The sequence below is a fragment of the Mesorhizobium sp. P3_A2 genome, from assembly GCF_056403115.1.
The window spans coordinates 418,850-441,548 of sequence record NZ_JBFUGC010000005.1 but is presented as its reverse complement, the minus strand read 5'-3'; the positions used below and the strand labels follow the sequence as shown (position 1 = coordinate 441,548).

The window sequence follows — 22,699 nt, the reverse complement described above, 5'->3', positions numbered from 1 at the left end:
CGAGCTCGCCGGATCCAGCCCATGCCCCTGCAGATCGTCCACCATCCCGACTATGACGCCGGCTTTGCCGTCAATCATCGCTTTCCGATGAGCAAATATCCGCTGCTGATGCAGGCCCTGCACATCAGGGGTCTGATCCAGGCCGAGGCGCTGTCGATGCCCGAGCCGGCGCCGGCCTCCTGGCTGAAGCTTGCCCATGCGGCTGATTATGTCGACCAGGTCATCACTTGTTCGGTGCCCGAAAAGATCGAGCGCGAGATTGGCTTTCCCGTGGGTCCGCGCGTGTCGCTCAGGGCGCAGCTCGCCGCCGGCGGTACGGTGCTGGCGGCGCTGCTGGCGCTAGTCAACGGCATTGCCTGCAACAGCGCCGGCGGCAGCCACCATGCGCGGCGCGCACAAGGCGCGGGCTTCTGCACGTTCAACGATGTTGCCGTCGCTACGCTGGCGCTGCTCGCCGAAGGTGCCGCCCAAAACATCCTGATCGTCGATCTCGACGTGCACCAGGGTGACGGCACCGCGGACATTCTGAAAGACGAACCACGCGCCTTCACCTTCTCCATGCATGGCGAGCGCAATTATCCCGTGCGCAAGATCGCCTCCGATCTCGACGTCGCGCTGCTGGACGGCACCGGCGATGCTGCCTATCTCGAACGGCTGGGCGCCATCCTGCCGGAGCTCTCGGCCAAGGCGCGCTGGGACATCGTCTTCTACAATGCCGGTGTCGACGTCCATGCCGAGGACCGGCTTGGCCGGCTCTCGCTCAGCGATGATGGCTTGCGCGCCCGCGACCTGATGGTGATCGGCCATTTCCGCGCGCTGGGCATTCCGGTCTGCGGCGTCATCGGCGGCGGCTATTCAACCGACGTGGCAGCACTGGCGGCGCGCCACGCCATCCTGTTCGAGGTGGCGGCGACCTTCGCCTGAGGAACGAAAGTTACTTCCGGTAGTTGGCAATCCTCAAGAAGATAAAGACCGGCACGACGATCGCGGCCCCAAGCAAGATATAGCCGAGGAAGCGGTCAATGGCGTGGAAACCCAGGTTCCACAGGTCGATGAAGAATTTCTGGACGCCATAAAAGACGTCCATCGGCGTCCAGCCGAACGCGTTCATCACCAGGCCGACGAGGAACGATACGACCAGCAGCTTGACGATCACCCTGACGGGCGAGTCACCGAGAAAGCGCGTCACTGCGGACAAGGGCCTGCCTCCAGATTCGTGTGCCCGGATTCGGGGTACAGGTCCACGAATACGCACTTGCTGCGCCCGTATCAAGGCAGGCGGGACGGTTCGTGGCGCGGCGCACGCGTGCGCATGGAACTGCCCGTGCGGCATTGATGCCGCCGCCAATCGGTTTCCAACAGCCGTTTCCGAAGAGCTGTCCAAGAGCGATTGCCCGAAGCGGGCCCATCATGATATCGAGGGGCCGACGCGGGTATGATGTAATGGTAGCTTGTCAGCTTCCCAAGCTGAACGCGCGGGTTCGATTCCCGCTACCCGCTCCAGCAAAAATCAATGATCTAGACGGAGTTCGCCGGCGCCTGCCGCAGGCCTGCGCATTGCGACCCTATTCATGCCTGCACCTCGGCGCAGATGGGAACGTGCATTGCCACCTCATCGGCGTCCATCCGCATCAGGGTGTGCGACAGGCCGCCATGCTCGTCGATCCACTGCCGCACCCAAGCGGGGTATTGAGAGAGCAGGTAGTTGGCAGCGACGGCGTTCTCATGAGCGCCGACGCCGTACGGCAGATGGAAGCCGAAGGATGCACGCGGGGTAACGCAAAGCTGCTCGACGGGCAGGGACAGATAGAGCGTGCAGGCGCTGTCGTGAACGAGATCCCCTCCACCCGCTCCAATCTGGGGCGCAGGGCTGGGCGCTTGACCCCGTTGTACAATTTTCTTGGGGGCCGCAAAGGATCACATTGGCGGGCCACGCCAATGCCGCGCCATCCGTGTGGCCGCACCAGGTCCGGCTATAGTCCCGTTCCGCGCAAGGATGGAGTTCCCGGCCGCTATCCCACTTCGCGCAGGATGAAGTCGTGCAGCATTTTGGCGGCAGGCGACAGCGCGCGGTTCTTCACCGTGATCAGGCTGTAGGGGCGGACCTCGATGTCGAACTCGGTCTGGACGACGTCGATGGCGCCAGCGAGACCGTCGGGGTTCTGGATGAATTTTGCCACCTGGATCGACACCGGGGCGATGGCATCGGACTGGGCGACCATGACCAGCGTCAGCAGCAAAGAGCTGGTGTTGAGGATGCGGTCCGGCAGCGCGATGTTGCGGTTCAGGAAATTGCTTTCCATGGCCTGGCGCAGCGGCGAACCGCCGGACTGGAAGACCCAATCATAGGCGGCCGTATCCTCGAGCCGCACCGCCTTGCCATTGCTCAGCGGATGGCCGCGGCGCACGATCAGGCAAGCCTTCTCGACGCCGATGACGCGCGATTCGAACAGGCGCGGATTGAGGTCGTCGGGGATGCGCGCGATGATGAAATCATGGCGCGTGGCGATCAGTTCGCGCGCCAGCACGTTCGACGTCTCGACCTGCATGGTGATCTCGATGCGCGGATAAAGCCGGCGGATTTCGCGGATCGCCGGCACCGCCAGTTCGATCGCCGGCGCGGTCACCGCGCCGAGGAACACCGAGCCGCCCTTGCCCGCCTTGAGCTCTGAAATCTCGCGGTCGGCCTCGCGCATCTCGAGCAGGATCGAGCGCGCGCGCCTCGCCAGCGCCTTGCCGTAAGGTGTCAACGTGATGCCGCGCGGCAGCCTTTCGCAGAGCTTTACCTCAAGCACCGCTTCCATCTCGGAGATCATGCGCGAGGCCGCCGGCTGCGAGATGTTCATCACCTGCGCCGCCGCACTCACCCGACCGTGATCGTCGAGGGCCGCGATCATGCGCATGTGGCGCAGGCTGAGCCCACTGCGCAGAAGTGTTTCGCCACCGCCCGGCAATTCATCGTAACTAACTGAAATTTCTTGAGGATTTTGCAATGCCGCCATGCTTGCACCCGCTCCCGCCAATGTCCCGGCCTGCTCTAGTCATATACCGGTTTCGGTATAGCAACCACCGAAGATCGCATTTGACAGTTATGGCAAAGCGACACACCCTTCGCGCGTCCTCAAGACTTGACGGTCGATGACGAGCAGAATCGTATCGATTGAAATCAGGCGACTGAGGGCCGATTGGGAGGATACCGGAGATCGATATGACGGCGGCGGCGCTTTGGCGCATCCGCCCGACTGCGCGGCCCGCGAAGCCCCGAGGTGTCGCGTCCATCAACCAGGGAGAGTTTTACGTGAAAATCATCAAGACACTGGCCGCCGTCGCGGCCCTTGGCATCGCTGCCATGGCCTACTCGGCGCACGCAGCCGACAAAGGCCTTGTCGGCGTGCTGATGCCGACCAAGACCTCGCAGCGCTGGATCAATGACGGCGACGCCGTCAAGTCCCAGCTCGAAGCTCTCGGCTACACGGTCGACCTGCAGTACGCGCAGGACGATATCCCCAACCAGCTCAGCCAGCTGGAAAACGAAATCACCAAGGGCCCGAAGGCGCTGATCATCGCCTCGATCGACGGCACCACGCTGTCGGACGCGCTGCAGAAGGCCGCTGACGCCGGCGTCGTCGTCGTCGCCTATGACCGCCTGATCAAAAAGACCGCCAATGTCGACTACTACACCACCTTCGACAATTTCGGCGTCGGCGTGATCCAGGCGAACTCGCTGGTGAAAGGCCTCAAGGAGCGCTTCCCGAACACCAAGCCGTGGAACGTCGAACTGTTCGGCGGTTCGCCGGACGACAACAACGCCTTCTTCTTCTACAACGGCGCCATCTCCGTCCTGCAGCCGCTGATCGATGACGGTTCGATCAAGATCAAGTCCGGCCAGACCGGCATGGACAAGGTCGGCACGCTGCGCTGGCTCGCCGCCACCGCCCAGGCGCGCATGGACAACCTTCTGTCGGCCAACTACTCGGACGGCAGCCGCGTCGATGGCGTTCTGTCGCCCTATGACGGCCTGTCGCGCGGCATCACCGCCTCGCTGCGCGCTGTCGGCTACGGCACCGACGCCCAGCCCTGGCCGATCGTGACCGGCCAGGACGCCGAGACCGCCTCGGTCAAGCTGATCATCACCGGCGAACAGTACTCGACCGTGTTCAAGGACACCCGCGAACTGGCCAAGGCCACCGTCGAACTCGTCGACAAGGTGCTCTCGGGCGGCAAGCCGGAAGGTCTCGATGAAAAGACCTACAACAACGACGTCAAGGTCGTTCCCTCGATCCTGCTGACGCCGCATGACGTCGACAAGTCGAACTACCAGGCGCTGGTCGTCGACTCCGGCTACATCAAGGCCGACGAGCTGAAGTAAATTCGGTTGTAAAATCAGGGGTCCTGCGCAACGCAGGGCCCCTTTTCGTTCACCAGCGAGCCCGGTATTGTTGCCGACCTCGCCGGCAGTGTTTGCCGACCTCTCAAGGAGCGGTAGTTCCCATGGCCTCGACGATTTTGGAGATGCGCGACATCACCAAGACGTTCCCCGGCGTGAAGGCGCTGTCGAACGTCAACCTCAGTGTCGAGGAAGGCGAGATCCATGCCGTGGTCGGTGAGAACGGCGCCGGCAAATCAACGCTGATGAAGGTGCTGTCGGGCGTCTATCCTGCAGGCACCTATGACGGCCAGATCATCTTCCAGGGCCAGGAATGCCAGTTCAAGGGCATCCATGACAGCGAACACAAGCGCATCGTCATCATCCACCAGGAGCTTGCGCTGGTGCCGATGCTGTCGATCACGGAAAACATCTTCCTCGGCAACGAAAACGCCCGTTATGGCGTCATCGACTGGGATGCCAACGAGGCCCGCACCGCCGCCCTGTTGAAGAAGGTGGGCCTCAAGGAGGACCCCAAGACACTGATCACCAATATCGGCGTCGGCAAGCAGCAGCTGGTCGAGATCGCCAAGGCGCTGAGCAAGGACGTCAAGCTTCTGATTCTCGACGAGCCGACCGCGTCGCTGAGCGAGAAGGACAGCCAGGCGCTGCTCGACCTGTTGCTCGAATTCAAGCGGCAGGGCATGACCTCGATCCTGATCTCGCACAAGCTGAACGAGATCAACCGGGTCGCCGACAAGGTCACCGTCATCCGCGACGGCCGCACCATCGAGACGCTGGCCAAGAAGGATATCTCGGAAGACCGCATCATCACCTCGATGGTCGGCCGCTCGCTGGACGACCGCTATCCGCCGCGCGAGCCCAATATCGGCGAGGTCGTGTTCGAGGTGAAGAACTGGTCGGTCTATCACCCACTCCATGCCGAACGGCAGGTGATCAAGGGCATCGACATCAATGTCCGCAAGGGCGAGGTGGTCGGCATCGCCGGGCTGATGGGCGCCGGCCGCACGGAATTCGCCATGAGCCTGTTTGGCCGCTCCTATGGCCGCCGCATCACCGGCGAGGTGCTGCTCAAGGGCAAGCCGGTCGATGTCACATCGGTGAGCAAGGCGGTCCAGCACGGCATCGCCTACGTCACCGAGGACCGCAAGACCTATGGTCTCAACCTCATCGACCATATCAAGCACAACATCACGCTCGCCAATCTCGGCGGCGTGTCGCGTCACAGCGTGATCGACGATATGCGCGAGCTTGCCGTCGCCAACGACTATCGCAAGAAGACCAACATCCGCGCCTCCAGTGTGTACCAGATGACCGGCAATCTTTCCGGCGGCAACCAGCAGAAGGTGGTGCTGTCGAAATGGCTGTTCGCCGACCCCGAAGTGCTGATCCTCGACGAGCCGACACGCGGCATCGATGTCGGCGCCAAATACGAAATCTACACGATCATCGCGCGTCTTGCCTCGGAGGGTAAGGCGATCGTGGTCATCTCGTCGGAAATGCCGGAATTGCTTGGCATTACCGACCGCATCTACGTCATGAACGAAGGGCGCATCGTCGGCGAAATGCCGGCGGCGGAAGCAAGCCAGGAAAAAATAATGCGCGCCATCGTTCGGGGAGAAGGAAAAGCAGCATGAGCACCGAAATTGCCCCCGCCCCGCAGGGCAACGTCGCCGAAGAACAGCGTCCACGCATCGCCGTCTCTGCGCTGACGACGAACCTGCGCGAATACGGCCTGATCATCGCGCTTATCGTCATCATGCTGTTCTTCCAGTTCACCACCTCGGGAACGCTGTTCAAGCCGGTCAACCTCAGCAATCTGGTGCAACAGAACTCCTTCATCATCGTGATGGCGCTGGGCATGCTGCTGGTGATTGTCTCCGGCTATATCGACCTCAGCGTCGGATCGGTCGCCGGTTTCATCGGCGCGCTGGCGGCAAACATGATGGTCATCTGGCAGCTCGGACCGCTCAGCAATCCGCTGGTGGTTTCGATCGTCTGCCTGATCATCGGTGGTGCGATCGGCGCCGCGCAAGGCTACTGGATCGCCTACCACCGGATACCGAGCTTCATCGTGACGCTTGCCGGCATGCTGATCTTCCGCGGCATCTGCCAGGCGTTGCTGGGCGGCGGCTCCTCTGTCGGCCCGCTTCCCGACGACTTCAAGATGCTGAGCTCCGGCTTCATCCCTGACATCATCGGCCCGCTGACGCTCGTCCCGCCGGTAGTGAACGCGGCCGGCAAGACCATCCTGGGCAGCGGCGTGACCCTGCACATGACGACGGTCGTGCTGGGGCTGATCGCCGTGCTGGCCTATGCCTATTTCGGGGTGAGGACGCGGCGCAAGCGCGAACGCCACGGCTATGAGGCCGAGCCCTTCCCTCTGTTCATCGTCAAGACGCTGGTCGCCAGCGCGCTGGCGCTGTTCCTGGTCTATGAGTTCGCCAGCTACAGGGGCCTGCCGGTGGTGCTGCTGGTCATGGGCGTGCTGATCACGCTGTTTGTCTTCGTCACCAAGCGCATGACCATCGGCCGGCGCATCTACGCCATGGGCGGCAACCCCAAGGCGGCGCAGCTGTCGGGCATCAACACCGAGCGGCTGACGCTGATGGTGTTCATCAATATGGGCGTGCTGTCGGCGCTGGGCGGCCTGATCATCGCGGCCCGCCTTGGCCAGGCAGTGCCGGCGGCAGGTCTCGGGTCAGAGCTCGACGTCATCGCGGCCGTCTTCATCGGCGGCGCTTCGGCGATGGGCGGCGTCGGCCAGGTCATCGGCGCGGTGGTCGGCGGGTTCATCATGGGCGTGATGAACAACGGCATGTCGATCATGGGCGTCAATGTCGACTGGCAACAGGTGGTCAAAGGCCTGGTGCTGCTCGGCGCTGTGATCTTCGACGTCTACAACAAGAACAAGGCCTGACAGGCCGGCGAGGCAACGAGGAAGGCATACGATCGCGGCGCTGCCGGCATAACAAGTTCCCTCAGGGGAACGGGCCCGCGAGCGCAATCCGGACGAAGAGTTCAACCCGTGGCACGGCGAGGTCCGAGCCGCGCAGGTCAAGGTTTGCCAAGACGCAACCGGGCCAAGGCACATGAGAGAGGGTTTCATCATGCTGATTTCCCAGATCCTCGACGACGCCGAGACGATCCGCGTCGTTGCCCGCAATGGCGGCGGCAAGACCAGGGTCATCAACGGCGCCCGCAGCGTCTATTCGCTGGCGATGGAAGCCGCGCGCACCGGCACCGGGCTGGCCGCACTGATCGAGCGCAAGGGATACGGTGAGGCCGTCGACCTCGACGCCGCCTACAAAAAGGGCCGGCTGGTGTCGCCGATCAACCATCCCGATCCCGCGCATCTGCATCTGACCGGCACCGGGCTGACCCATCTCGGCTCGGCGGCGACGCGCGATTCCATGCACAAGAAGCTCAGCGACGGCGGCGAGGAACAACTCACCGATTCCATGAAGATGTTCCGTATGGGGCTCGAAGGCGGCAAGCCGGCCAAGGGCCAGACCGGCGTGCAGCCGGAATGGTTCTACAAGGGCAACGGCACCATGGCGGTGGCGCCGGGCGCGGCGCTGATGTCGCCGGCTTTCGCGCAGGACGCCGGCGAGGAGCCGGAAATCGCCGGCATCTATGTCATCGGCGATGACGGTGCGCCGTTCCGCGTCGGCTTCACGCTGTCGAACGAGTTTTCCGACCACGTCACCGAGCGGGTGAACTATCTGTTCCTGGCGCATTCCAAGCTGCGCAACGCCTCGTTCGGACCGGAGATCCTGATCGGCGATCTGCCGGCCGACATCAGAGGCGCTTCGCGCATCCTGCGCGACGGCAATCTTTTGTGGGAAAAGCCGTTTCTGTCGGGCGAAGCGAACATGTCGCACACCATCGCCAATCTCGAGCACCACCACTTCAAATATTCGGCCTTCCGCCAGCCCGGCGACGTGCATGTGCACATGTTCGGTACGGCGACGCTGTCCTTCGCCGACGGCATCAGGACGCAGGCCGGCGATGTCTTCGAGATCGAAGCCGGAGACTTCGGCCTGCCGCTGCGCAACCCGCTGGAGATCGAGCAGCCGGTGAAGGTGGCAGTGAAGGCGTTGTGAGCGTGATCTCCCCCTTGTGGGGAGATGTCGCCGAAGGCGACAGAGGGGGTCGTCGCGCGTGGAGCGCCGACGTCTTCCGCGGGCACCAGACGGCGTTGGCGTTCTACGCGCAGCGACCCCCTCTGGCCTGCCGGCCATCTCCCCCTCAAGGGGGGAGATTAGCAGCCTCAATAAATATCAAAATCGAAATACTTCGCCTGGATCTTCTTGTAGGTGCCGTCGGCAACAATCGCGTCTATCGCCGCGTTGAGCTTGTCGCGTAGCGCCGTGTCTTCCAGGCGGACGGCAATGCCGGCTTGCGTCTCGGTGCCCTTGACGTCGCCGACCAGCTTGCAGCAGCCGTCGCTTGCCTTCTTCAGCCAGTCCATCAGCACGAACTTGTCCGAAATCACCGCATCGAGGCGGCCGTTCTGCAGGTCGGTGATCGCCTCTTCCTGGGTCGGATAAAGTTTTGCCTCCGCACCGGCCTTGCCGTATGCATTCTGGGCGTAGTCGGCCTGGGTGGTCGACGCCTGCGCGCCCACCGTCTTGCCGGCAAGGGCGGCCGGTTCGGTGGAGGCGAGGTCGCTGTCCTTCGGCGCTACCAGCGCCAGCGGCGTGGTGTAGTATTTGTTGGTGAAGGCGACCTGCTTCTTGCGCTCCTCGGTGATGCTCATCGAAGCGATGATGGCGTCGAATTTCTTCGCCTGCAGCGCCGGGATGATGCCGTCCCAGTCCTGGGTGACGATCTCGCACTCGACCTTCATTTGCGCGCACAGCGCATTGGCAATGTCGATGTCGAAGCCTTCGACCTTGCCGTCAGATGTAATGGTGTTGAAGGGCGGATAGGCGCCTTCGGTGCCGATCTTCAATTTCTCCTGCGCCTGCGCCAACGAGCCGGCCGCCATCACCAGCATGGCGGCGCTCGCTGCCGATATGATCCATTTTGAAATCTGCATTTTCTGGTTCCCCTTACGCGCCGGTCTGTTGCCGGCCACCAACAGGCAGCCAAGCATGGCGGGCCAATACAGGCAAGTATTTTGCCTGACCGTGATCGCGGTTCAGCCGGCGGTGCGGAAATGCTTGGAGAGTTTCAGGCCTTGCGCCTGGTAGTTGGAACCGAGATCGGTGCCGTAGAGCGCCTGCGGCCGCTTCAGCATATGCTCGTAGACCAGCCGACCGACGATCTGGCCATGGTCGAGGATGAACGGCACTTCGTGGCTGCGCACTTCGAGCACCGCCCGGCTGCCGGTGCCGCCGGCGGCCGAATGGCCGAAGCCCGGATCGAAGAAACCGGCATAGTGGACGCGGAATTCGCCGACCAGCGGATCGAAGGGCGTCATTTCGGCGGCGTAGAGCGGCGGCACATGCACCGCCTCGCGGCTGACCAGGATGTAGAACTCGTCCGGGTCGAGCACCAGTTCGCCGGCGCCGCTCTTGTGGAGTGGCTCCCAGAAATCGACGGCATCCTGCGCGGCGCGCTTGTCGACGTCGACGAGGCCGGTGTGGTGCTTGCCGCGATAGCCGACCAGGCCGTTGTGATCGCCGTCGAGATCGATCGACAGCGCGATGCCGCCGCCGGAAATGTTGGGCGGCTCGGTCGCCACCAGCATTTCGGCCCGGTGCAATTCATTCAGCTCTGCCTCCGACAACAGCGCATTGCCGGTGCGGAAGCGGATCTGCGACAGGCGCGAGCCGGCGCGCACGACGATCGGGAAGGTGCGCGGGCTGACCTCGAGATAGAGCGGGCCATGATAGCCGGCGGCGATCTTGTCGAACTCGTGGCCGCGATCGGTCATGACGCGGGTGAAGATGTCGAGCCGCCCGGTCGAGCTCTTCGGATTGGCGGAGGCGGAAATATTGGCCGGCAGGGCGAGGCTCTCGAGCAGCGGTACGATGTAGACGCAGCCGGTCTCCAGCACCGCGCCTTCGGTCAGGCTGATCTCGTGCAGCTTCAGCCGCTCGAGCTTCTCCGACACCTTATGGTTGGGGCCGGGCAGGAAGGAGGCGCGGACGCGAAAAGCCTTGTCGCCGAGCCTAAGATCGAGGCTGGCCGGCTGTACCTGGTCGGAATCGAGCGCGCGCGGCGACTTCAGCGCGCCGGACTGAAACAGCGCGGAAATATCCTGATCGGGAAGAATGCCTGTCTGCCGCAAAGGCTGGCTCCGTTCCAAGGCCGCTCTTTGAGGCAGGTTCTTGCCCGCAAAACCGCTGGACACTTTTGCGGAACCTGCCTTGGTACAAACCTCTTAATGAAGCCGGCAATTGACGCAAGCATGGCTGAGGTCTAAAGGGTCGTTATCCCGTGGTGATTTGGCCGGTCGGCTTGCAGCCACGTTAAACAAGTCGCTAAAGGACCGTCGGGCCGCAAGGCCGTATGGACCGGTTGCGACTTTCGCGGCCGGTTTTTTTGTGTCTGGAACAAAAGCGATGAGCACCAAGAAGCGTAACTGGAAGCCTCAGACCGCACTCGTGCACGGGGGAACGCTGCGTTCCCAGTTCGGCGAAACGTCGGAAGCGATGTACCTCACCCAGGGCTATGTCTATGAGACGGCGCAGGCCGCCGAAGCCCGTTTCAAGGGCGAGGAGCCGGGCTTCATCTATTCGCGCTACGCCAACCCGACCGTCGACATGTTCGAAAAGCGCATGTGCGCGCTGGAAGGCGCGGAAGACGCGCGCGCCACCGCGTCCGGTATGGCTGCGGTGACGGCGGCCCTGCTGTGCAGCGCCAGGGCCGGCGACCACATCGTTGCGGCGCGCGCGCTATTCGGTTCCTGCCGCTGGGTGGTCGAGACGCTGGCGCCGAAATACGGCATCGAGGCGACGCTGGTCGACGGCACCGACATCGCCAACTGGGAAAAGGCGGTCAGGCCGAACACAAAGCTGTTCTTCCTGGAGAGCCCGACCAACCCGACGCTGGAAGTGGTCGACATTGCCGCAGTCGCATCGCTCGCCACCTCGATCGGCGCCAGGCTGATCGTCGACAACGTCTTTGCCACGCCCTTGCAGCAGAAGCCCTTGCAGCTCGGCGCCCACATCGTCGTCTACTCCGCGACCAAGCACATTGACGGCCAGGGACGCTGTCTCGGCGGCATCATCCTGTCAGACAAGAAGTGGATCGACGAGAATTTGCACGACTATTTCCGCCACACCGGCCCGAGCCTGTCGCCCTTCAACGCCTGGACGCTGCTGAAGGGCCTGGAGACGCTGCCGGTGCGCGTGCGCCAGCAGACGGAAAGTGCCGGCAAGATCGCCGATTTCCTGGCCGGGCAGCCGCAGATCGCCCGCGTCATCTATCCCGGCCGCGCCGATCACCCGCAGGCCGACATCGTCAAGAAGCAGATGGCGGGCGGCTCGACGCTGATCTGCCTCGACGTCAAGGGCGGCAAGCAGGCGGCCTTCGCCTTGCAGAACGCGCTCGACATCGTGCTGATCTCCAACAATCTCGGCGACGCCAAGAGCCTGATCACCCATCCGGCAACGACGACGCACAAGAACCTCAGCGACGAGGCGCGCGCCGAGCTCGGCATCGGGGCGGGCACGCTCCGACTCTCGGTCGGTCTGGAGGATACGGACGATCTGCTCGAGGACGTTGCGCAGGCGCTGAAGGCGGCGAAGTAGCGGCCTGCTCAGGAAGCAAGGCAAAGGCCCGGGCGTCGATCAGGCGCCCGATGAGGCCTCTTCCAGTTCCGTCATCGCCTTGGTGCGGATGGTCATGGCATTGCCGCGCCATTCGACCGCGCCGCCGAGCCAACCGCGCGACCAGATGGCGGGAAGCATCACATCGCGCACGATCATGGCAGTGACAATGCGCGGCGACAAATACCAGCCCTTGGCCCAGGCCAGCAGGCATTCCGGCACATAGGCAAAGGCCAGGACGCACAAAGCCGTGGTGGGCATGCTGACGCCGGCGCTTGCCGCCGCGACCAGCGCCAGCAGCAGCGGCACCGCCACGCCCGTCAGGATCTCGGGCGTGTAGAACAGCGGGAAGGTGACGCGGCGCAGCCGCGCCCAGCGCGTCTGGCGCGACCAGATCTCGGCAAAGGTACGCTGCCCGAGCGGCTGTTCGAAAGGCGAGGCAACGAGATTGACGCGCAGGCCGAGCCCGTTGACCAGCTTGGTCGCGGCGGCATCCTCGGCGATCTCGGCGGCAAGCGCCTCGATGCCGCCATTGGCGTCGAGCATCGGCTTATTCCACAGCATGCTCTTGCCCTGGGCAAAGCCGAGGCCAAGGGCCTCGCCGGCATATTGCCAGCGCGCCTGCAGCGTGTTGAGGAAGGCGCATTCGACCTCGGCCCAGAAGCCGTCCGGCCGCGAGCCGATCGGGGTCGAGCAGACAAGCCCGGTGTCCGGCCGCCAGGCCGCCATCAGATGCTGGATATAGTCGACAGGCATCAGCACGTTGGAATCGGCCAGGATGACCCAGTTGTGCTGCGCCGCCACCCAACCCTTGACGCAATTGTTGAGCTTGGGGTTGGCGCTGACCCGGTCATCGCCGATCAGCAGTTGCGCCGGCACCTTTGGAAACCGGGCAATCGCCCGGTTTATCAGTTTGACCACCGGATCGTCGGCATGGGCGACGCAGAAGATCAGCTCGTAGCGCGGCCAGTCGAGCGAGAAGGCACGGGCAAGCGTCTCCTCGGTAAAAGGTTCGACGCCGCGCGACGGCACCACGATCGACACCGGCGGCGCCTTTCTGGCCGGCGGAGCAATCTGGCGCGGCCGCTTCAGGCTGAGCGAGGCGAGCACAATGCTGGCGAGATTGGAAAGAAGCAGGAGTGTCGAAAGCAGCGCTGCTATGACTGTCAGTTCCATCGAGATCTGGTCACTCCGGGAAAAAGCGGCCAGGAATGGCCGTTTTCAACAGTTCGACAGAGCGCTGAGTCGCCCGACACGGTTCATGCACACCATCATTGTCATGTGTCACTTAAATGACATTGTTGTTCGGCACCTGCGCATGAGACCCTAATCGGGAGTAGGGCAAGAGCGCCGACAGGTCCGTTGGTGTCGTTTGGAGCAGCCTATGTACCGCGCCGTCACGCGCAACATCGAAGTGCAGGTCAGACCGTTCTATCTCGAGGATCGTTCCGATCCGTCGGAGAATCGCTATGTCTGGGGCTACCAGGTGACGATCGACAACCAGTCGGACGAGTTCGTGCAGCTTATGTCGCGCTACTGGCACATCACCGACGGCAGCGGCCGGGTCGAAGAGGTGCGAGGCGCCGGCGTCGTCGGCGACCAGCCCGAGCTCAATCCCGGCGACAGCTATCAATATACGTCCGGCTGCCCGCTCTCGACACCGTCGGGCTTCATGGTCGGGCATTACACCATGCGCAACAAAAGGGGCGAGACGTTCGACATCGCCATCCCGGCGTTTTCGCTGGATCTGCCGGGAACGAGGCGGACGGTGAATTAGCGTCTTTCTCCCCCGTTTACGGGGAGTTGAGGAACGGTCCGCAAAGCGGGCGAAAAGCCAATTGCTTGGCTTTTCGAGTGACGAACGCCCGGCAGGGCAATGAGAGGCGGCGCCGGACTGATGAAATTATCTTCCACGTATATATGGCGGAGGCTATGCGCGGCCATTCACTAACGGTCGCGCTGCCCCTCATCCGCCCTTCGGGCACCTTCTCCCCGTGAAACGGGGAGAAGGAAGAGGCCTTACTGAGCCGCGAACTCCGCTGGGTCGAAGTCGTACTGCGTCGAGCAGAACTCGCAGGCGACGTGGATACCGCCATCCTGGGTGCTCTCCTTGATCTCTTCGGCGGAAAAGCCTTCGAGGATGCCGCGGATCTTGTCGCGCGAGCATGAGCACTGATCAGTGACCGGCACACCGCCGAAGACGCGCACGCCATGTTCGTGGAACAGCCGGTAAAGCAGCCGCTCGGCGCCGATGGTCGGATCGATGAGCTCGGTCGGCTCGATGGTACCGAGCAGCGCCACCAACTCCTGCCAGGAATTGTCGGCCGGTTCATGCGTCACATCGCGTGGATCGCCGTCGCCGCCCGAAATGTCGGGCACGCGCATGCGCTCGGGCGACTGCGGCAGGAACTGCGCCAGGATGCCGCCGGCGCGCCACTGTTCGCGCGCACCGCCGAGGCCCGGCGTCAGAAGCTTGGCCACCGAAAGCCTGAGATCGGTCGGAATCTGCTCCGACTGGCGAAAGTAAGTGCGCGCGGCGTCTTCCAGCGTCTCGCCGTCGAGTTGGACGATGCCCTGGTAACGCTGGGTGTGCGCGCCCTGGTCGATGGTCAGCGCCAGCACGCCGCTGCCCAGCAGCGTCTGCTGCGAGGTCTCGCCGGCGGCCACAAGGGCTTCCAGCCGATCGGCGTCGAAGCGGGCATAGGCGCGCAATGCCGAGGGCGTGGAAAAATCCGCCACCAGCATGTCGACCGGCCCGTCGGTGCGGGTCTGCAGGATGAATTTGCCCTCGAACTTCAACGAGGTGCCGAGCAGCACCGTCAGCACACAGGCTTCGGCCAGCAGGCGGGCAACCGGCTCGGGATAGTCGTGACGGCCGAGGATGGCGTCGAGCATCGGCCCGAGCTGCACGGTGCGGCCGCGAACGTCGAGCGGGCCGACCTCGAACGGTACGACGTGATCGTCGCCGGCATAGCCGAACTCGCCGAGTTTGGGGTGATGTTCAGTCACTTGATGCGTTTCCAACATGACAAAGCTCCAGGGCGCGGCCATGCCGCCCTCTGGGGTGCATGCGTCCAAACGCGCTTGATTTGCGTGATGCGGCGCAGATAGGCATCTCGCCGCCCCAGATCAAGCGCCCAAGCACGTCAGGCACCAAGGCACTTCAAGCTCCAAGACACCAGGCGAGCACGGCCTTCTGGGCGTGGAGCCGGTTCTCGGCCTCGTCGAACACCACAGAATGCGGCCCGTCGATGACCTCGTCGGTCACCTCCTCGCCGCGATGCGCCGGCAGGCAGTGCATGAACAGGGCGTCGGGCTTGGCCCTTGCCATCAGCGCCGCATTGACCTGATAGGGCGAGAAGACATTGTGGCCGCGGGCGCGGTGTTCCTGGCCCATCGACACCCAGCAATCGGTGACGACGCAATCGGCTTGATCGACGGCTTCCTCGGGCGAGCGGGTGAAATGCAGCTTGCCGCCATTGGTCTTCGACCAGTCGATATGCTTCTGCGCCGGCTCGCTGCCTTCCGGCACGGCGACATTGAGGTTGAAGCGGAACCGCGCCGAGGCCTCCAGCAGAGAATGCAGCACATTGTTGCCGTCGCCGGTCCAGGCGATGGTCTTGCCGGCTACCGGACCGCGATGCTCCTCGAAGGTCATGATGTCGGCCATCAGCTGGCAGGGATGGGTGTCATCGGTCAGGCCGTTGATGACGGGAATGGTGGCGTTCTCGGTCAGCTCCAGCAGCCGTTCATGCGACGTCGTGCGGATCATGATGGCGTCGACGTAGCGCGACAGCACCTTGGCGGTGTCGGCGATGGTCTCGGAGCGGCCGAGCTGCATCTCGGTGCCGGTCAGCATGATGGTCTCGCCGCCGAGCTGGCGCATGCCGACGTCGAAGGAGACGCGCGTGCGGGTCGACGGCTTGTCGAAGATCATCGCCAGCACCTTGCCTTCGAGCGGCCTGGTGCGCTCGCCGGCCTTGAGGCGCGCCTTGCGCACCACCGCATCGTCCAGCATGAACCGCAGATCGCCTTCGGAAACGGCGGAAAGATCGGTGAAATGGCGAAGTGACATCAGGAATGGTTCCGGGGTTACTTCGCGGCGGCCGCGGCGATGGCGTCGGCCAGGCCCTTGGCGCCGGCGCGGATGCGGTCGAGCGCCTCGCCGATCTCGACATCGGTGACGGTCAGCGGCGGCAGCAGGCGGATGACGTTGTCGCCGGCCGGCACCGCCAGCAGATGCTGGTCGCGCAGCGCCATATTGACCTTGGTGTTAGGCATGGCGCATTTCAGGCCGAGCATCAGGCCGGTGCCCCTGATGCCTTCGATGACATCGGGAAATTCGTCGGCGACGGCCGCCAGGCCCTGTTTCATCAGCAATGCCTTGCGCTGAACGTCTTCCAGGAACCCGTCTTCCAGTACCACGTCGAGCACGGCGTTGCCGACCGCCATCGCCAGCGGATTGCCGCCAAAGGTGGTGCCATGCACGCCTGCCGTCATGCCGACGGCAGCTTCGTCGGTGGCCAGGCACGCGCCCATCGGGAAGCCGCCGCCAATGCCCTTGGCGATCGCCATGATGTCGGGCGTCACGCCGGTCCATTCATGCGCGAACAGCTTGCCGGTGCGGCCGATGCCGCACTGGACCTCGTCGAAGATCAACAGCAGGCCGTGCTGGTCGCAAAGCTGCCGCAGCCGCTTAAGAGATTGCGTCGGCACCGGGCGGATGCCGCCCTCGCCCTGCACCGGTTCGATCAGGATCGCGGCGGTTTCGGGCGTGATGGCCTTCTCCGCGGCATCGATGTCGTCGAAGCCGACCTGGTCGAAACCCTCGACCTTGGGGCCGAAGCCTTCGAGATATTTGTACTGGCCGCCCGCGGCGATGGTCGCCAGCGTACGGCCATGGAAGGCGCCCTCGAAGGTGATGACGCGGAAGCGCTCGGGGTGGCCCTTGACGAACTGGTAGCGCCGAGCCGTCTTGATCGCGCATTCCAGCGCCTCGGCGCCGGAATTGGTGAAGAACACCTTGTCGGCGAAGGTGGCTTCGACCAACCGCTCGCCCAACCGGGTCTGAGCCGGAATCTCATAGAGATTGGAGACGTGCCAGAGCTTGGCCGCCTGTTCGGTCAGCGCCGCGACCAGATGCGGATGGCTGTGGCCCAACGAATTGACCGCGATGCCGCCAGCAAAATCGAGATATCGCTCGCCCTTGTCGGTGACCAGCCAGGTACCTTCACCGTGGTCGAAGGCCAGGGGTGCGCGAGCAAAGGTCTCGTAAAGCGCCGAACCGCTCATTATATGCGTCTCCGGTACCGGAAAATCAAAAAAGCCGCCAAAGCGGCGGCCTTGTGCGGCTTATCGTGTTTTTCGGCCATGAAGTCAACGAAAACGTCGTGCAAAGGCGCGCGTCAAGCTCCCGACGAGACGCCGGCTCATAAGCGACCGGGCAAGTTGGGGAAAACCGAAAAAACCGATTCGTGTTGCACCTGGGACTCTTGTCACCGAGTCAACACATGAGGTAATTGTAGTCGGGAAATAACTAGATTTCGTGCGGCGGACCTAATCACCTAATATATGTGGTGTCTGCCCCGGCAAAGGTTGCCGGGTCGGGAATGGATTCCGGCTGCCGCACGCTTAGCAGGAGCGCGGTCTCATGAACTGGACTGACGAGCGGGTCGAACTTCTCAGAAAACTGTGGTCGGAGGGCTTGAGCGCAAGCCAGATCGCCGCCCAACTCGGCGGGGTCAGCCGCAACGCCGTCATCGGCAAGGTGCATAGGCTGAAGCTGTCGGGCCGTGGACGCTCGACCGCAACGCCGGCGCGCCAGAAGAAGACGGCGCAGGGATCGTCCATCCAGAAGTCGGTGTCGCGCGCCGCAACCACGCAGCGCCACGTCACCACCTCGATCGGCGCGACCGCGTTGCAGACGCAGTTCGACGCCGAGCCAGTGGCTCGCCACTACATCCGCCCGGTCGAAAACGTCGTCGTACCGATCTCGCGTCATTTGCAGCTCACCGACCTCACCGAGCGCACCTGCAAATGGCCGAATGGCGACCCGCTGTCGGAAGACTTCAACTTCTGCGGCAATGAGGCCGCCGAAACCGGCCCCTATTGCAAGTATCACGCAAGGGTTGCGTTCCAGCCGGCTTCGGAGCGGCGGCGAAGCAGGTAAGGTATTAGGGGAATAGGGCAGTACGGCAGTAGGGCAGTATGTTTTTGAACTGCGCTCGTGAGGCGTCGTCTTAACCTACTGCCCTACTGCCCTACTGCCCTACTGCCCTACTGCCCTACTGCCCTACTGCCCTACTGCCCTACTGCCCTACTGCCCTACCCTCACAGCCAGCCATTCTTGCGAAAACGCCAATACAAGAACGAGCAGATGCAGGCGATCGCGACCAATACGACGGGATAGCCGTATTCCATCTTCAGTTCCGGCATGTCATCGAAATTCATGCCGTAAATGCCGGCGAAGGCCGTTGGCACCGCCAGGATGGCGGCCCATGAGGCCAGCTTCTTGGAGATTGCCGTTTCCTGGCTCTGGCCGACCAGCAGGCTGGCTTCGAAAGCGAAGGCCAGCACCTCGCGCAGGCTGTCGATCTTTTCCTGGACGGTGCGAATGTGGTCGGTCACATCGCGAAACAGCGGGTGCATGGCGGTATGGATCTGCGGCAGGTCGGCGCTGGTCAACCGGCGGCACACCTCGACCAGCGGCAGCGCCGCATTGCGCAGGCGCAACAGGTCGCGACGCAGCATGTAGAGCCGTTCGATGTCGGGGCCGGTCATCGGCTTCAGCAGAACCCTGTCCTCGATCGCCTCGACCTCGTCCTCGATCTGCTCGAGCACCGGCATGTAATTGTCGACGATGAAGTCGAGAATGGCGTAGAGGACGAAGTCCTCGCCCTTGGCCAGCGAATGCGGGCAGCTTTCCCAGTGCTGACGGACGGCGGCATAGGAGGTCGAGGGACCATGCCTGACGCTGACGATATAGCCTGAACCGACAAACAGATGGGTTTCGCCGAAGGTGACACGGCCGTCGATCAACTGGGCGGTGCGGGCGACGATGAACAGGGCATCGCCATACTGCTCGATCTTCGGCCGCTGGTGCGGATGCTCGGCGTCCTCGATCGCCAGTTCATGCAGATGGAACTGCGCCTTGACGCGCAGCAACAGCTCGCGGTCGGGCTCAAGCAGGCCGATCCAGACGACGTGGCCCGACTTCCTCGCCCATTCGCCGGCCTCTTCGATCGGGATGTCGGCGATGCGCTTGCCGGCGGTGTAGACGCTCGACGCGATGATGCCGGACGATGCCGACGCCGGCTTGAACTCTCGGACATATTCCATCGCAGCCTCCGGAGCAGAACCTGAGAAGCTTAACGCTGGGATAGTTTAGCGCAATATGATTAAGCGTTCGAGGGCCGCGCGATCACTTCACCGGCAGCGACGGAAGCGCAACCTTGTCGGTCTTGTCGCCTTTCGGTCGCTCGGCCGGCATCTGGTCGCCGGTGACGATGTAATAGATCGTCTCGGCGATGTTGGTGGCATGGTCGCCGATGCGCTCGATGTTCTTGGCGCAGAACAGCAGATGGGTACACGGCGTGATGTTGCGCGGATCTTCCATCATGTAGGTCAGGAGCTCGCGAAACAGCGAGGTGTACATGGCGTCGATCTGGTCATCGCGATCGCGCACGAAGCCTATCCTGTCGACCGAGCGCGAGGCATAGACGTCGAGCACTTCCTTGAGCTGGGTCAGCGCCAGATCGGCCAGCGCCTCGAGGCCGCGAAACAGGCTGGTCGGCTGGCGGCCGTCGATGACGCTCACCACTCGCTTGGCGACATTCTTGCCGAGGTCGCCGATTCGTTCGAGGTCGGCGGAAATACGGATCGCGCCGACAATCTCGCGTAGATCCGTCGCCATCGGCTGGCGTTTGGCGATGATCACTATGGCCTTGTCATCGATTTCGCGTTGGCCCTCATCAAGGACAATGTCGTCGCGGATGACCTTCTGGGCGAGGCCGGGATCGGCATTGACCAGTGCCTGGATCGCCTGCTCGACCATGCGCTCGGCGTGCCCGCCCATCGCAGCGATGCGTTTCGACAGGTATTTCAGCTCTTCGTCATAGGCGCTGACGATGTGTACGGACTGCATGGATGAAATGCCTTCCTAGAATCCTTGGCCTTTTGAGTCGTTTCCTCGAATCCTGTGCTGATACGCTAGACGGATGACAGAAAGAAGAAACAGGCAGTTAGCAAATAGTACTGCCTCAACGCGCTGGCAAATGGACCGTGAACGCCGCGCCCTTGCCGACTTCCGACTTGATCGAAAGCCTGGCGTTGTGACGCGTCAGTATGTGCTTGACGATGGACAGGCCGAGGCCGGTGCCTTTCTGGGTACGGCTGCTCTCGACGTCGATGCGGTAGAAGCGCTCGGTGATGCGCGGAATGTGCTCTTCGGGAATGCCTGGACCGTAGTCCCTGATGGTGACGTCGATGCCCGGTTCGGGACCGGCCTCTGCGCGCGCAATCGACACCGTGACACGTCCGCCCGGCTGGCCGTATTTGCAGGCGTTTTCCACCAGGTTCTCGAAAACCTGGAACAGCTCATCGCGGTCTCCGGGCACGTCGAGCGGCCCTTCGGCATAGTCGCGCTCGATGACGACGCTGTTCTCCCTGGCAAGCGGCCCTAGCGAGTCGATGACGCTGTCGATGGTCTGGCGCAAATCGACCTCGGTTCCCGGCTTCAGATAGGGCTTCATTTCCAGCCGCGACAACGACAGCAGATCGTCGATAAGGCGCGCCATGCGGCCGGTCTGGTTCTGCATAATCTGCAGGAACTGCTCGCGCGCCGCCGGGTCGTTGCGGGCCGGGCCGCGCAACGTCTCGATGAAGCCCGAGATCGAGGCCAGCGGGGTGCGCAACTCATGGCTGGCATTGGCGATGAAATCGGCGCGCATGCGGTCGATGCGGCGCGTCTCGCTCTGGTCCTTGAACACCAGCACAAAGAGATCGGTGGCGTGGCCGACCGAGGACACACTGACCCGGTAGGCCCGTTCCACCGGCAGTTTCTCGGTGTAGTCGACGGCATCGGAGGCGACCGTTCCCGACAGCACGCTGTCCAGAAGTGCTTGCATCTCAGGGGCGCGGAATTTCAACGACAGCGACAGGCCAGGTGCGATCCCGCCAAAGGCGGCGAAGGCGGCGGCGTTGGCATGGACGATGGTGGCGGTGCGGTCGAAGATGATCAGCGGATCGGCAACGGCGGCCGCAAGATATTCGCCGGAAAGCCGCTGCAGCCCGCTCGCCTCGATCGCGGCATCGCTTTGGATGGACTGGCTTGCGCCGCCGGTCGGCAGCATCGCGGCAGCAAGCAGCACCGCACAGGCGAGCAGAACGACATAGACGGACATGCCAGCGAAAGCATAGACGGCCGCCACCGCAACGACACCGGCCGCAAGCAGCCAGCGGCCGTTCCACACCCTGGCCCTTAGCGCCTGCGCCGTGGTTATCCGCTCTGGGCCGGTGTCAGCCATTCGCGCGTCCCGCACCTTGCGCCGGCCGAACGAAACTTCCGCTGGACCGGCTTCAGGGCCCCCCATAGCATGAGTCCGCAAGCTGAAAAGGTTCGTCTCGATGAAAAAAACCAAGGAAAGCCCCGCCGCAGAGCCGGCAAAGGGTCCGCTGAAGATCAGGATCGACGGCAAGGAGCGGGAGTTCGATATCGAGAATCCCGAGCTTCCGGCCTGGATCGAGGACAACAAGCTGACCGCCGGCGGCTATCCCTACGACAAGAAAATGAAGGGCGAGGAGTATGACGAGACGCTGGAGCGGCTGCAGATCGAGCTGGTCAAGGCGCAGGCATGGCTGCAGGCGACCGGCAAGCGGGTGATGTCGCTGTTCGAAGGGCGCGATGCCGCCGGCAAGGGCGGCACCATCTTCGTGCTGCGCCAGTATCTCAATCCTCGGACCGCGCGCAATGTGGCGCTGACCAAGCCGACGCCGACCGAAGTCGGGCAGTGGTACTTCCAGCGCTATGTCGACCATTTCCCGACGTCGGGCGAGTTCGTCACCTTCGACCGCTCCTGGTACAATCGCGGCGGCGTCGAGCCGGTGATGGGCTTCTGCACGCCGGAACAGCAAGAGAAGTTCCTCGACGAGACGCCGCATTTCGAGCGGATGATCTCCAACGAGGGCATCTATTTCTTCAAATTCTGGCTGAACATCGGCCGCGAAACCCAGCTCGAACGGTTTCACGACCGTCGCTGGTCTCCGCTGAAGAGCTGGAAGTTCTCGCCGATCGACATTGCCGGCATCACCAAATGGGACGACTACACCAAGGCCCGCGACCAGATGGTCGAACGCACGCACAAGGAATTTGCGCCCTGGATCATCGTGCGGGCGAACGACAAGCGGCGCGCGCGGCTGGCCGTCATGCGGCGCATCCTGCTGTCGTTGCCTTATGATGGGCGTGATCTCGACGCCATCGGCAAGGAAGACAAGAAGATCATCGGCGAAGGGCCGTCATTCCTCGAGAAGTAGACGCCGAGGCACAGAGCCCACCCCTGATATCGGGATGGGCTCTGTTTTCTTCATCGTC

The 22,699-nt window shown here is 63.1% G+C and carries 20 protein-coding genes, 1 tRNA gene and 1 riboswitch; of the genes, 10 read left to right on the top strand and 11 right to left on the bottom strand.

The genetic code is table 11. The features are described from left to right. Positions 1-21 precede the first annotated feature (21 nt). The gene (locus tag AC1DXM_RS14945) at positions 22-924 is read left to right on the top strand and encodes a histone deacetylase family protein (protein WP_477233725.1); all 903 of its coding nucleotides are present in this window, start codon (positions 22-24) and stop codon (positions 922-924) included. 10 nt (positions 925-934) lie between these two features. On the opposite strand, the gene AC1DXM_RS14940 is transcribed toward AC1DXM_RS14945, so the two are convergent. Then, positions 935-1,198 (bottom strand): DUF6460 domain-containing protein, encoded by a 264-nt coding sequence (locus AC1DXM_RS14940; protein WP_477233724.1) that lies wholly within the window; start codon positions 1,196-1,198, stop codon positions 935-937. A 231-nt stretch (positions 1,199-1,429) separates the two neighbouring features. Here AC1DXM_RS14940 and AC1DXM_RS14935 point away from each other — a divergent pair. After that, positions 1,430-1,503 (top strand) — tRNA-Gly (locus tag AC1DXM_RS14935). A 509-nt stretch (positions 1,504-2,012) separates the two neighbouring features. Here the strand turns inward: AC1DXM_RS14935 and AC1DXM_RS14930 are convergent. Continuing rightward, a complete protein-coding gene (locus tag AC1DXM_RS14930; RefSeq protein WP_477233723.1) occupies positions 2,013-3,002 on the bottom strand; it encodes a LysR family transcriptional regulator in 990 nt (329 codons plus the stop codon). A 296-nt stretch (positions 3,003-3,298) separates the two neighbouring features. Here AC1DXM_RS14930 and chvE point away from each other — a divergent pair, with 296 nt between their 5' ends. The 4 genes from chvE to araD1 all read left to right on the top strand — a co-directional run bounded on the left by chvE (position 3,299) and on the right by araD1 (position 8,493). After that, a complete protein-coding gene (chvE, locus tag AC1DXM_RS14925; protein ID WP_477233722.1) occupies positions 3,299-4,369 on the top strand; it encodes a multiple monosaccharide ABC transporter substrate-binding protein in 1,071 nt (356 codons plus the stop codon). Between the two features lie 122 nt (positions 4,370-4,491). Next, a complete protein-coding gene (mmsA, locus tag AC1DXM_RS14920; protein ID WP_477233721.1) occupies positions 4,492-6,024 on the top strand; it encodes a multiple monosaccharide ABC transporter ATP-binding protein in 1,533 nt (510 codons plus the stop codon). Next, on the top strand, positions 6,021-7,307 hold the full coding sequence (mmsB, locus tag AC1DXM_RS14915; RefSeq protein ID WP_477233720.1) for a multiple monosaccharide ABC transporter permease: 1,287 nt from the start codon (positions 6,021-6,023) through the stop codon (positions 7,305-7,307). The genes mmsA and mmsB overlap by 4 nt, the downstream gene beginning before the upstream one ends. Positions 7,308-7,497: 190 nt before the next feature. Next, the gene (gene araD1 / locus AC1DXM_RS14910) at positions 7,498-8,493 is read left to right on the top strand and encodes an AraD1 family protein (protein ID WP_477233719.1); all 996 of its coding nucleotides are present in this window, start codon (positions 7,498-7,500) and stop codon (positions 8,491-8,493) included. 167 nt (positions 8,494-8,660) lie between these two features. Here the strand turns inward: araD1 and AC1DXM_RS14905 are convergent, their stop codons facing one another. Both AC1DXM_RS14905 and AC1DXM_RS14900 read right to left on the bottom strand, forming a co-directional pair. Next, positions 8,661-9,431 carry an ABC transporter substrate-binding protein gene (locus tag AC1DXM_RS14905; RefSeq protein WP_477233718.1) on the bottom strand — a complete coding sequence of 257 codons (771 nt, stop codon included), beginning with the start codon at positions 9,429-9,431 and terminating at the stop codon, positions 8,661-8,663. Between the two features lie 102 nt (positions 9,432-9,533). Next, positions 9,534-10,628 carry a 2'-deoxycytidine 5'-triphosphate deaminase gene (locus AC1DXM_RS14900; protein WP_477233717.1) on the bottom strand — a complete coding sequence of 365 codons (1,095 nt, stop codon included), beginning with the start codon at positions 10,626-10,628 and terminating at the stop codon, positions 9,534-9,536. A gap of 139 nt (positions 10,629-10,767) precedes the next feature. Beyond that, positions 10,768-10,845, top strand: a riboswitch (SAM riboswitch). A gap of 57 nt (positions 10,846-10,902) precedes the next feature. On the opposite strand from AC1DXM_RS14900, the gene AC1DXM_RS14895 reads away from it, so the two are divergent. Further along, entirely contained in the window at positions 10,903-12,093 is a 1,191-nt protein-coding gene (locus AC1DXM_RS14895) for an O-succinylhomoserine sulfhydrylase (RefSeq protein WP_477233716.1), read from the top strand. Positions 12,094-12,132: 39 nt separating this feature from the next. On the opposite strand, the gene AC1DXM_RS14890 is transcribed toward AC1DXM_RS14895, so the two are convergent. Continuing rightward, on the bottom strand, positions 12,133-13,287 hold the full coding sequence (locus tag AC1DXM_RS14890) for a ceramide glucosyltransferase (protein ID WP_477233715.1): 1,155 nt from the start codon (positions 13,285-13,287) through the stop codon (positions 12,133-12,135). A 208-nt stretch (positions 13,288-13,495) separates the two neighbouring features. Between AC1DXM_RS14890 and apaG the strand changes: the two genes are divergently transcribed. Beyond that, complete coding sequence (apaG, locus tag AC1DXM_RS14885; protein WP_112565540.1) at positions 13,496-13,888, top strand: Co2+/Mg2+ efflux protein ApaG; 393 nt, start codon at positions 13,496-13,498, stop codon at positions 13,886-13,888. A gap of 242 nt (positions 13,889-14,130) precedes the next feature. On the opposite strand, the gene AC1DXM_RS14880 is transcribed toward apaG, so the two are convergent. The 3 genes from AC1DXM_RS14880 to AC1DXM_RS14870 all read right to left on the bottom strand — a co-directional run bounded on the left by AC1DXM_RS14880 (position 14,131) and on the right by AC1DXM_RS14870 (position 17,403). Beyond that, positions 14,131-15,162, bottom strand: a complete 1,032-nt coding sequence (locus AC1DXM_RS14880) for an Hsp33 family molecular chaperone (RefSeq protein ID WP_477233714.1) — start codon at positions 15,160-15,162, stop codon at positions 14,131-14,133. 112 nt (positions 15,163-15,274) lie between these two features. Beyond that, on the bottom strand, positions 15,275-16,186 hold the full coding sequence (gene argF / locus AC1DXM_RS14875) for an ornithine carbamoyltransferase (RefSeq protein ID WP_477233713.1): 912 nt from the start codon (positions 16,184-16,186) through the stop codon (positions 15,275-15,277). A 17-nt stretch (positions 16,187-16,203) separates the two neighbouring features. Further along, positions 16,204-17,403, bottom strand: coding sequence for an acetylornithine transaminase (locus AC1DXM_RS14870; protein WP_477233712.1), 1,200 nt, complete (start codon positions 17,401-17,403; stop codon positions 16,204-16,206). 358 nt (positions 17,404-17,761) lie between these two features. On the opposite strand from AC1DXM_RS14870, the gene AC1DXM_RS14865 reads away from it, so the two are divergent. Next, positions 17,762-18,280 (top strand): GcrA family cell cycle regulator, encoded by a 519-nt coding sequence (locus AC1DXM_RS14865; RefSeq protein WP_477233711.1) that lies wholly within the window; start codon positions 17,762-17,764, stop codon positions 18,278-18,280. Between the two features lie 161 nt (positions 18,281-18,441). Here the strand turns inward: AC1DXM_RS14865 and AC1DXM_RS14860 are convergent, their stop codons facing one another. The 3 genes from AC1DXM_RS14860 to AC1DXM_RS14850 all read right to left on the bottom strand — a co-directional run bounded on the left by AC1DXM_RS14860 (position 18,442) and on the right by AC1DXM_RS14850 (position 21,635). Beyond that, complete coding sequence (locus tag AC1DXM_RS14860; protein ID WP_477233710.1) at positions 18,442-19,449, bottom strand: magnesium and cobalt transport protein CorA; 1,008 nt, start codon at positions 19,447-19,449, stop codon at positions 18,442-18,444. Between the two features lie 82 nt (positions 19,450-19,531). Continuing rightward, positions 19,532-20,254: a phosphate signaling complex protein PhoU gene (gene phoU, locus AC1DXM_RS14855; protein WP_352555202.1), complete on the bottom strand. Its 723-nt coding sequence runs from the start codon at positions 20,252-20,254 to the stop codon at positions 19,532-19,534. A 115-nt stretch (positions 20,255-20,369) separates the two neighbouring features. Beyond that, positions 20,370-21,635: an ATP-binding protein gene (locus AC1DXM_RS14850; RefSeq protein ID WP_477233709.1), complete on the bottom strand. Its 1,266-nt coding sequence runs from the start codon at positions 21,633-21,635 to the stop codon at positions 20,370-20,372. A gap of 100 nt (positions 21,636-21,735) precedes the next feature. On the opposite strand from AC1DXM_RS14850, the gene ppk2 reads away from it, so the two are divergent. After that, positions 21,736-22,641 carry a polyphosphate kinase 2 gene (gene ppk2 / locus AC1DXM_RS14845; protein WP_477233708.1) on the top strand — a complete coding sequence of 302 codons (906 nt, stop codon included), beginning with the start codon at positions 21,736-21,738 and terminating at the stop codon, positions 22,639-22,641. The last annotated feature ends 58 nt before the right edge of the window (positions 22,642-22,699 follow it).

Excerpts from the sequence above, each read along its gene's own strand:
- argF (WP_477233713.1), bottom strand. The coding sequence starts at position 16,186 with ATGTCACTTCGCCATTTCACCGATCTTTCCGCCGTTTCCGAAGGCGAT.
- ppk2 (WP_477233708.1), top strand. The coding sequence starts at position 21,736 with ATGAAAAAAACCAAGGAAAGCCCCGCCGCAGAGCCGGCAAAGGGTCCG.
- AC1DXM_RS14945 (WP_477233725.1), top strand. The coding sequence starts at position 22 with ATGCCCCTGCAGATCGTCCACCATCCCGACTATGACGCCGGCTTTGCC.
- apaG (WP_112565540.1), top strand. The coding sequence starts at position 13,496 with ATGTACCGCGCCGTCACGCGCAACATCGAAGTGCAGGTCAGACCGTTC.
- mmsB (WP_477233720.1), top strand. The coding sequence starts at position 6,021 with ATGAGCACCGAAATTGCCCCCGCCCCGCAGGGCAACGTCGCCGAAGAA.
- AC1DXM_RS14895 (WP_477233716.1), top strand. The coding sequence starts at position 10,903 with ATGAGCACCAAGAAGCGTAACTGGAAGCCTCAGACCGCACTCGTGCAC.
- AC1DXM_RS14890 (WP_477233715.1), bottom strand. The coding sequence starts at position 13,287 with ATGGAACTGACAGTCATAGCAGCGCTGCTTTCGACACTCCTGCTTCTT.
- mmsA (WP_477233721.1), top strand. The coding sequence starts at position 4,492 with ATGGCCTCGACGATTTTGGAGATGCGCGACATCACCAAGACGTTCCCC.
- AC1DXM_RS14870 (WP_477233712.1), bottom strand. The coding sequence starts at position 17,403 with ATGAGCGGTTCGGCGCTTTACGAGACCTTTGCTCGCGCACCCCTGGCC.
- AC1DXM_RS14880 (WP_477233714.1), bottom strand. The coding sequence starts at position 15,162 with ATGGCCGCGCCCTGGAGCTTTGTCATGTTGGAAACGCATCAAGTGACT.
- phoU (WP_352555202.1), bottom strand. The coding sequence starts at position 20,254 with ATGCAGTCCGTACACATCGTCAGCGCCTATGACGAAGAGCTGAAATAC.
- AC1DXM_RS14905 (WP_477233718.1), bottom strand. The coding sequence starts at position 9,431 with ATGCAGATTTCAAAATGGATCATATCGGCAGCGAGCGCCGCCATGCTG.
- AC1DXM_RS14850 (WP_477233709.1), bottom strand. The coding sequence starts at position 21,635 with ATGGCTGACACCGGCCCAGAGCGGATAACCACGGCGCAGGCGCTAAGG.
- araD1 (WP_477233719.1), top strand. The coding sequence starts at position 7,498 with ATGCTGATTTCCCAGATCCTCGACGACGCCGAGACGATCCGCGTCGTT.
- AC1DXM_RS14930 (WP_477233723.1), bottom strand. The coding sequence starts at position 3,002 with ATGGCGGCATTGCAAAATCCTCAAGAAATTTCAGTTAGTTACGATGAA.
- AC1DXM_RS14865 (WP_477233711.1), top strand. The coding sequence starts at position 17,762 with ATGAACTGGACTGACGAGCGGGTCGAACTTCTCAGAAAACTGTGGTCG.
- AC1DXM_RS14860 (WP_477233710.1), bottom strand. The coding sequence starts at position 19,449 with ATGGAATATGTCCGAGAGTTCAAGCCGGCGTCGGCATCGTCCGGCATC.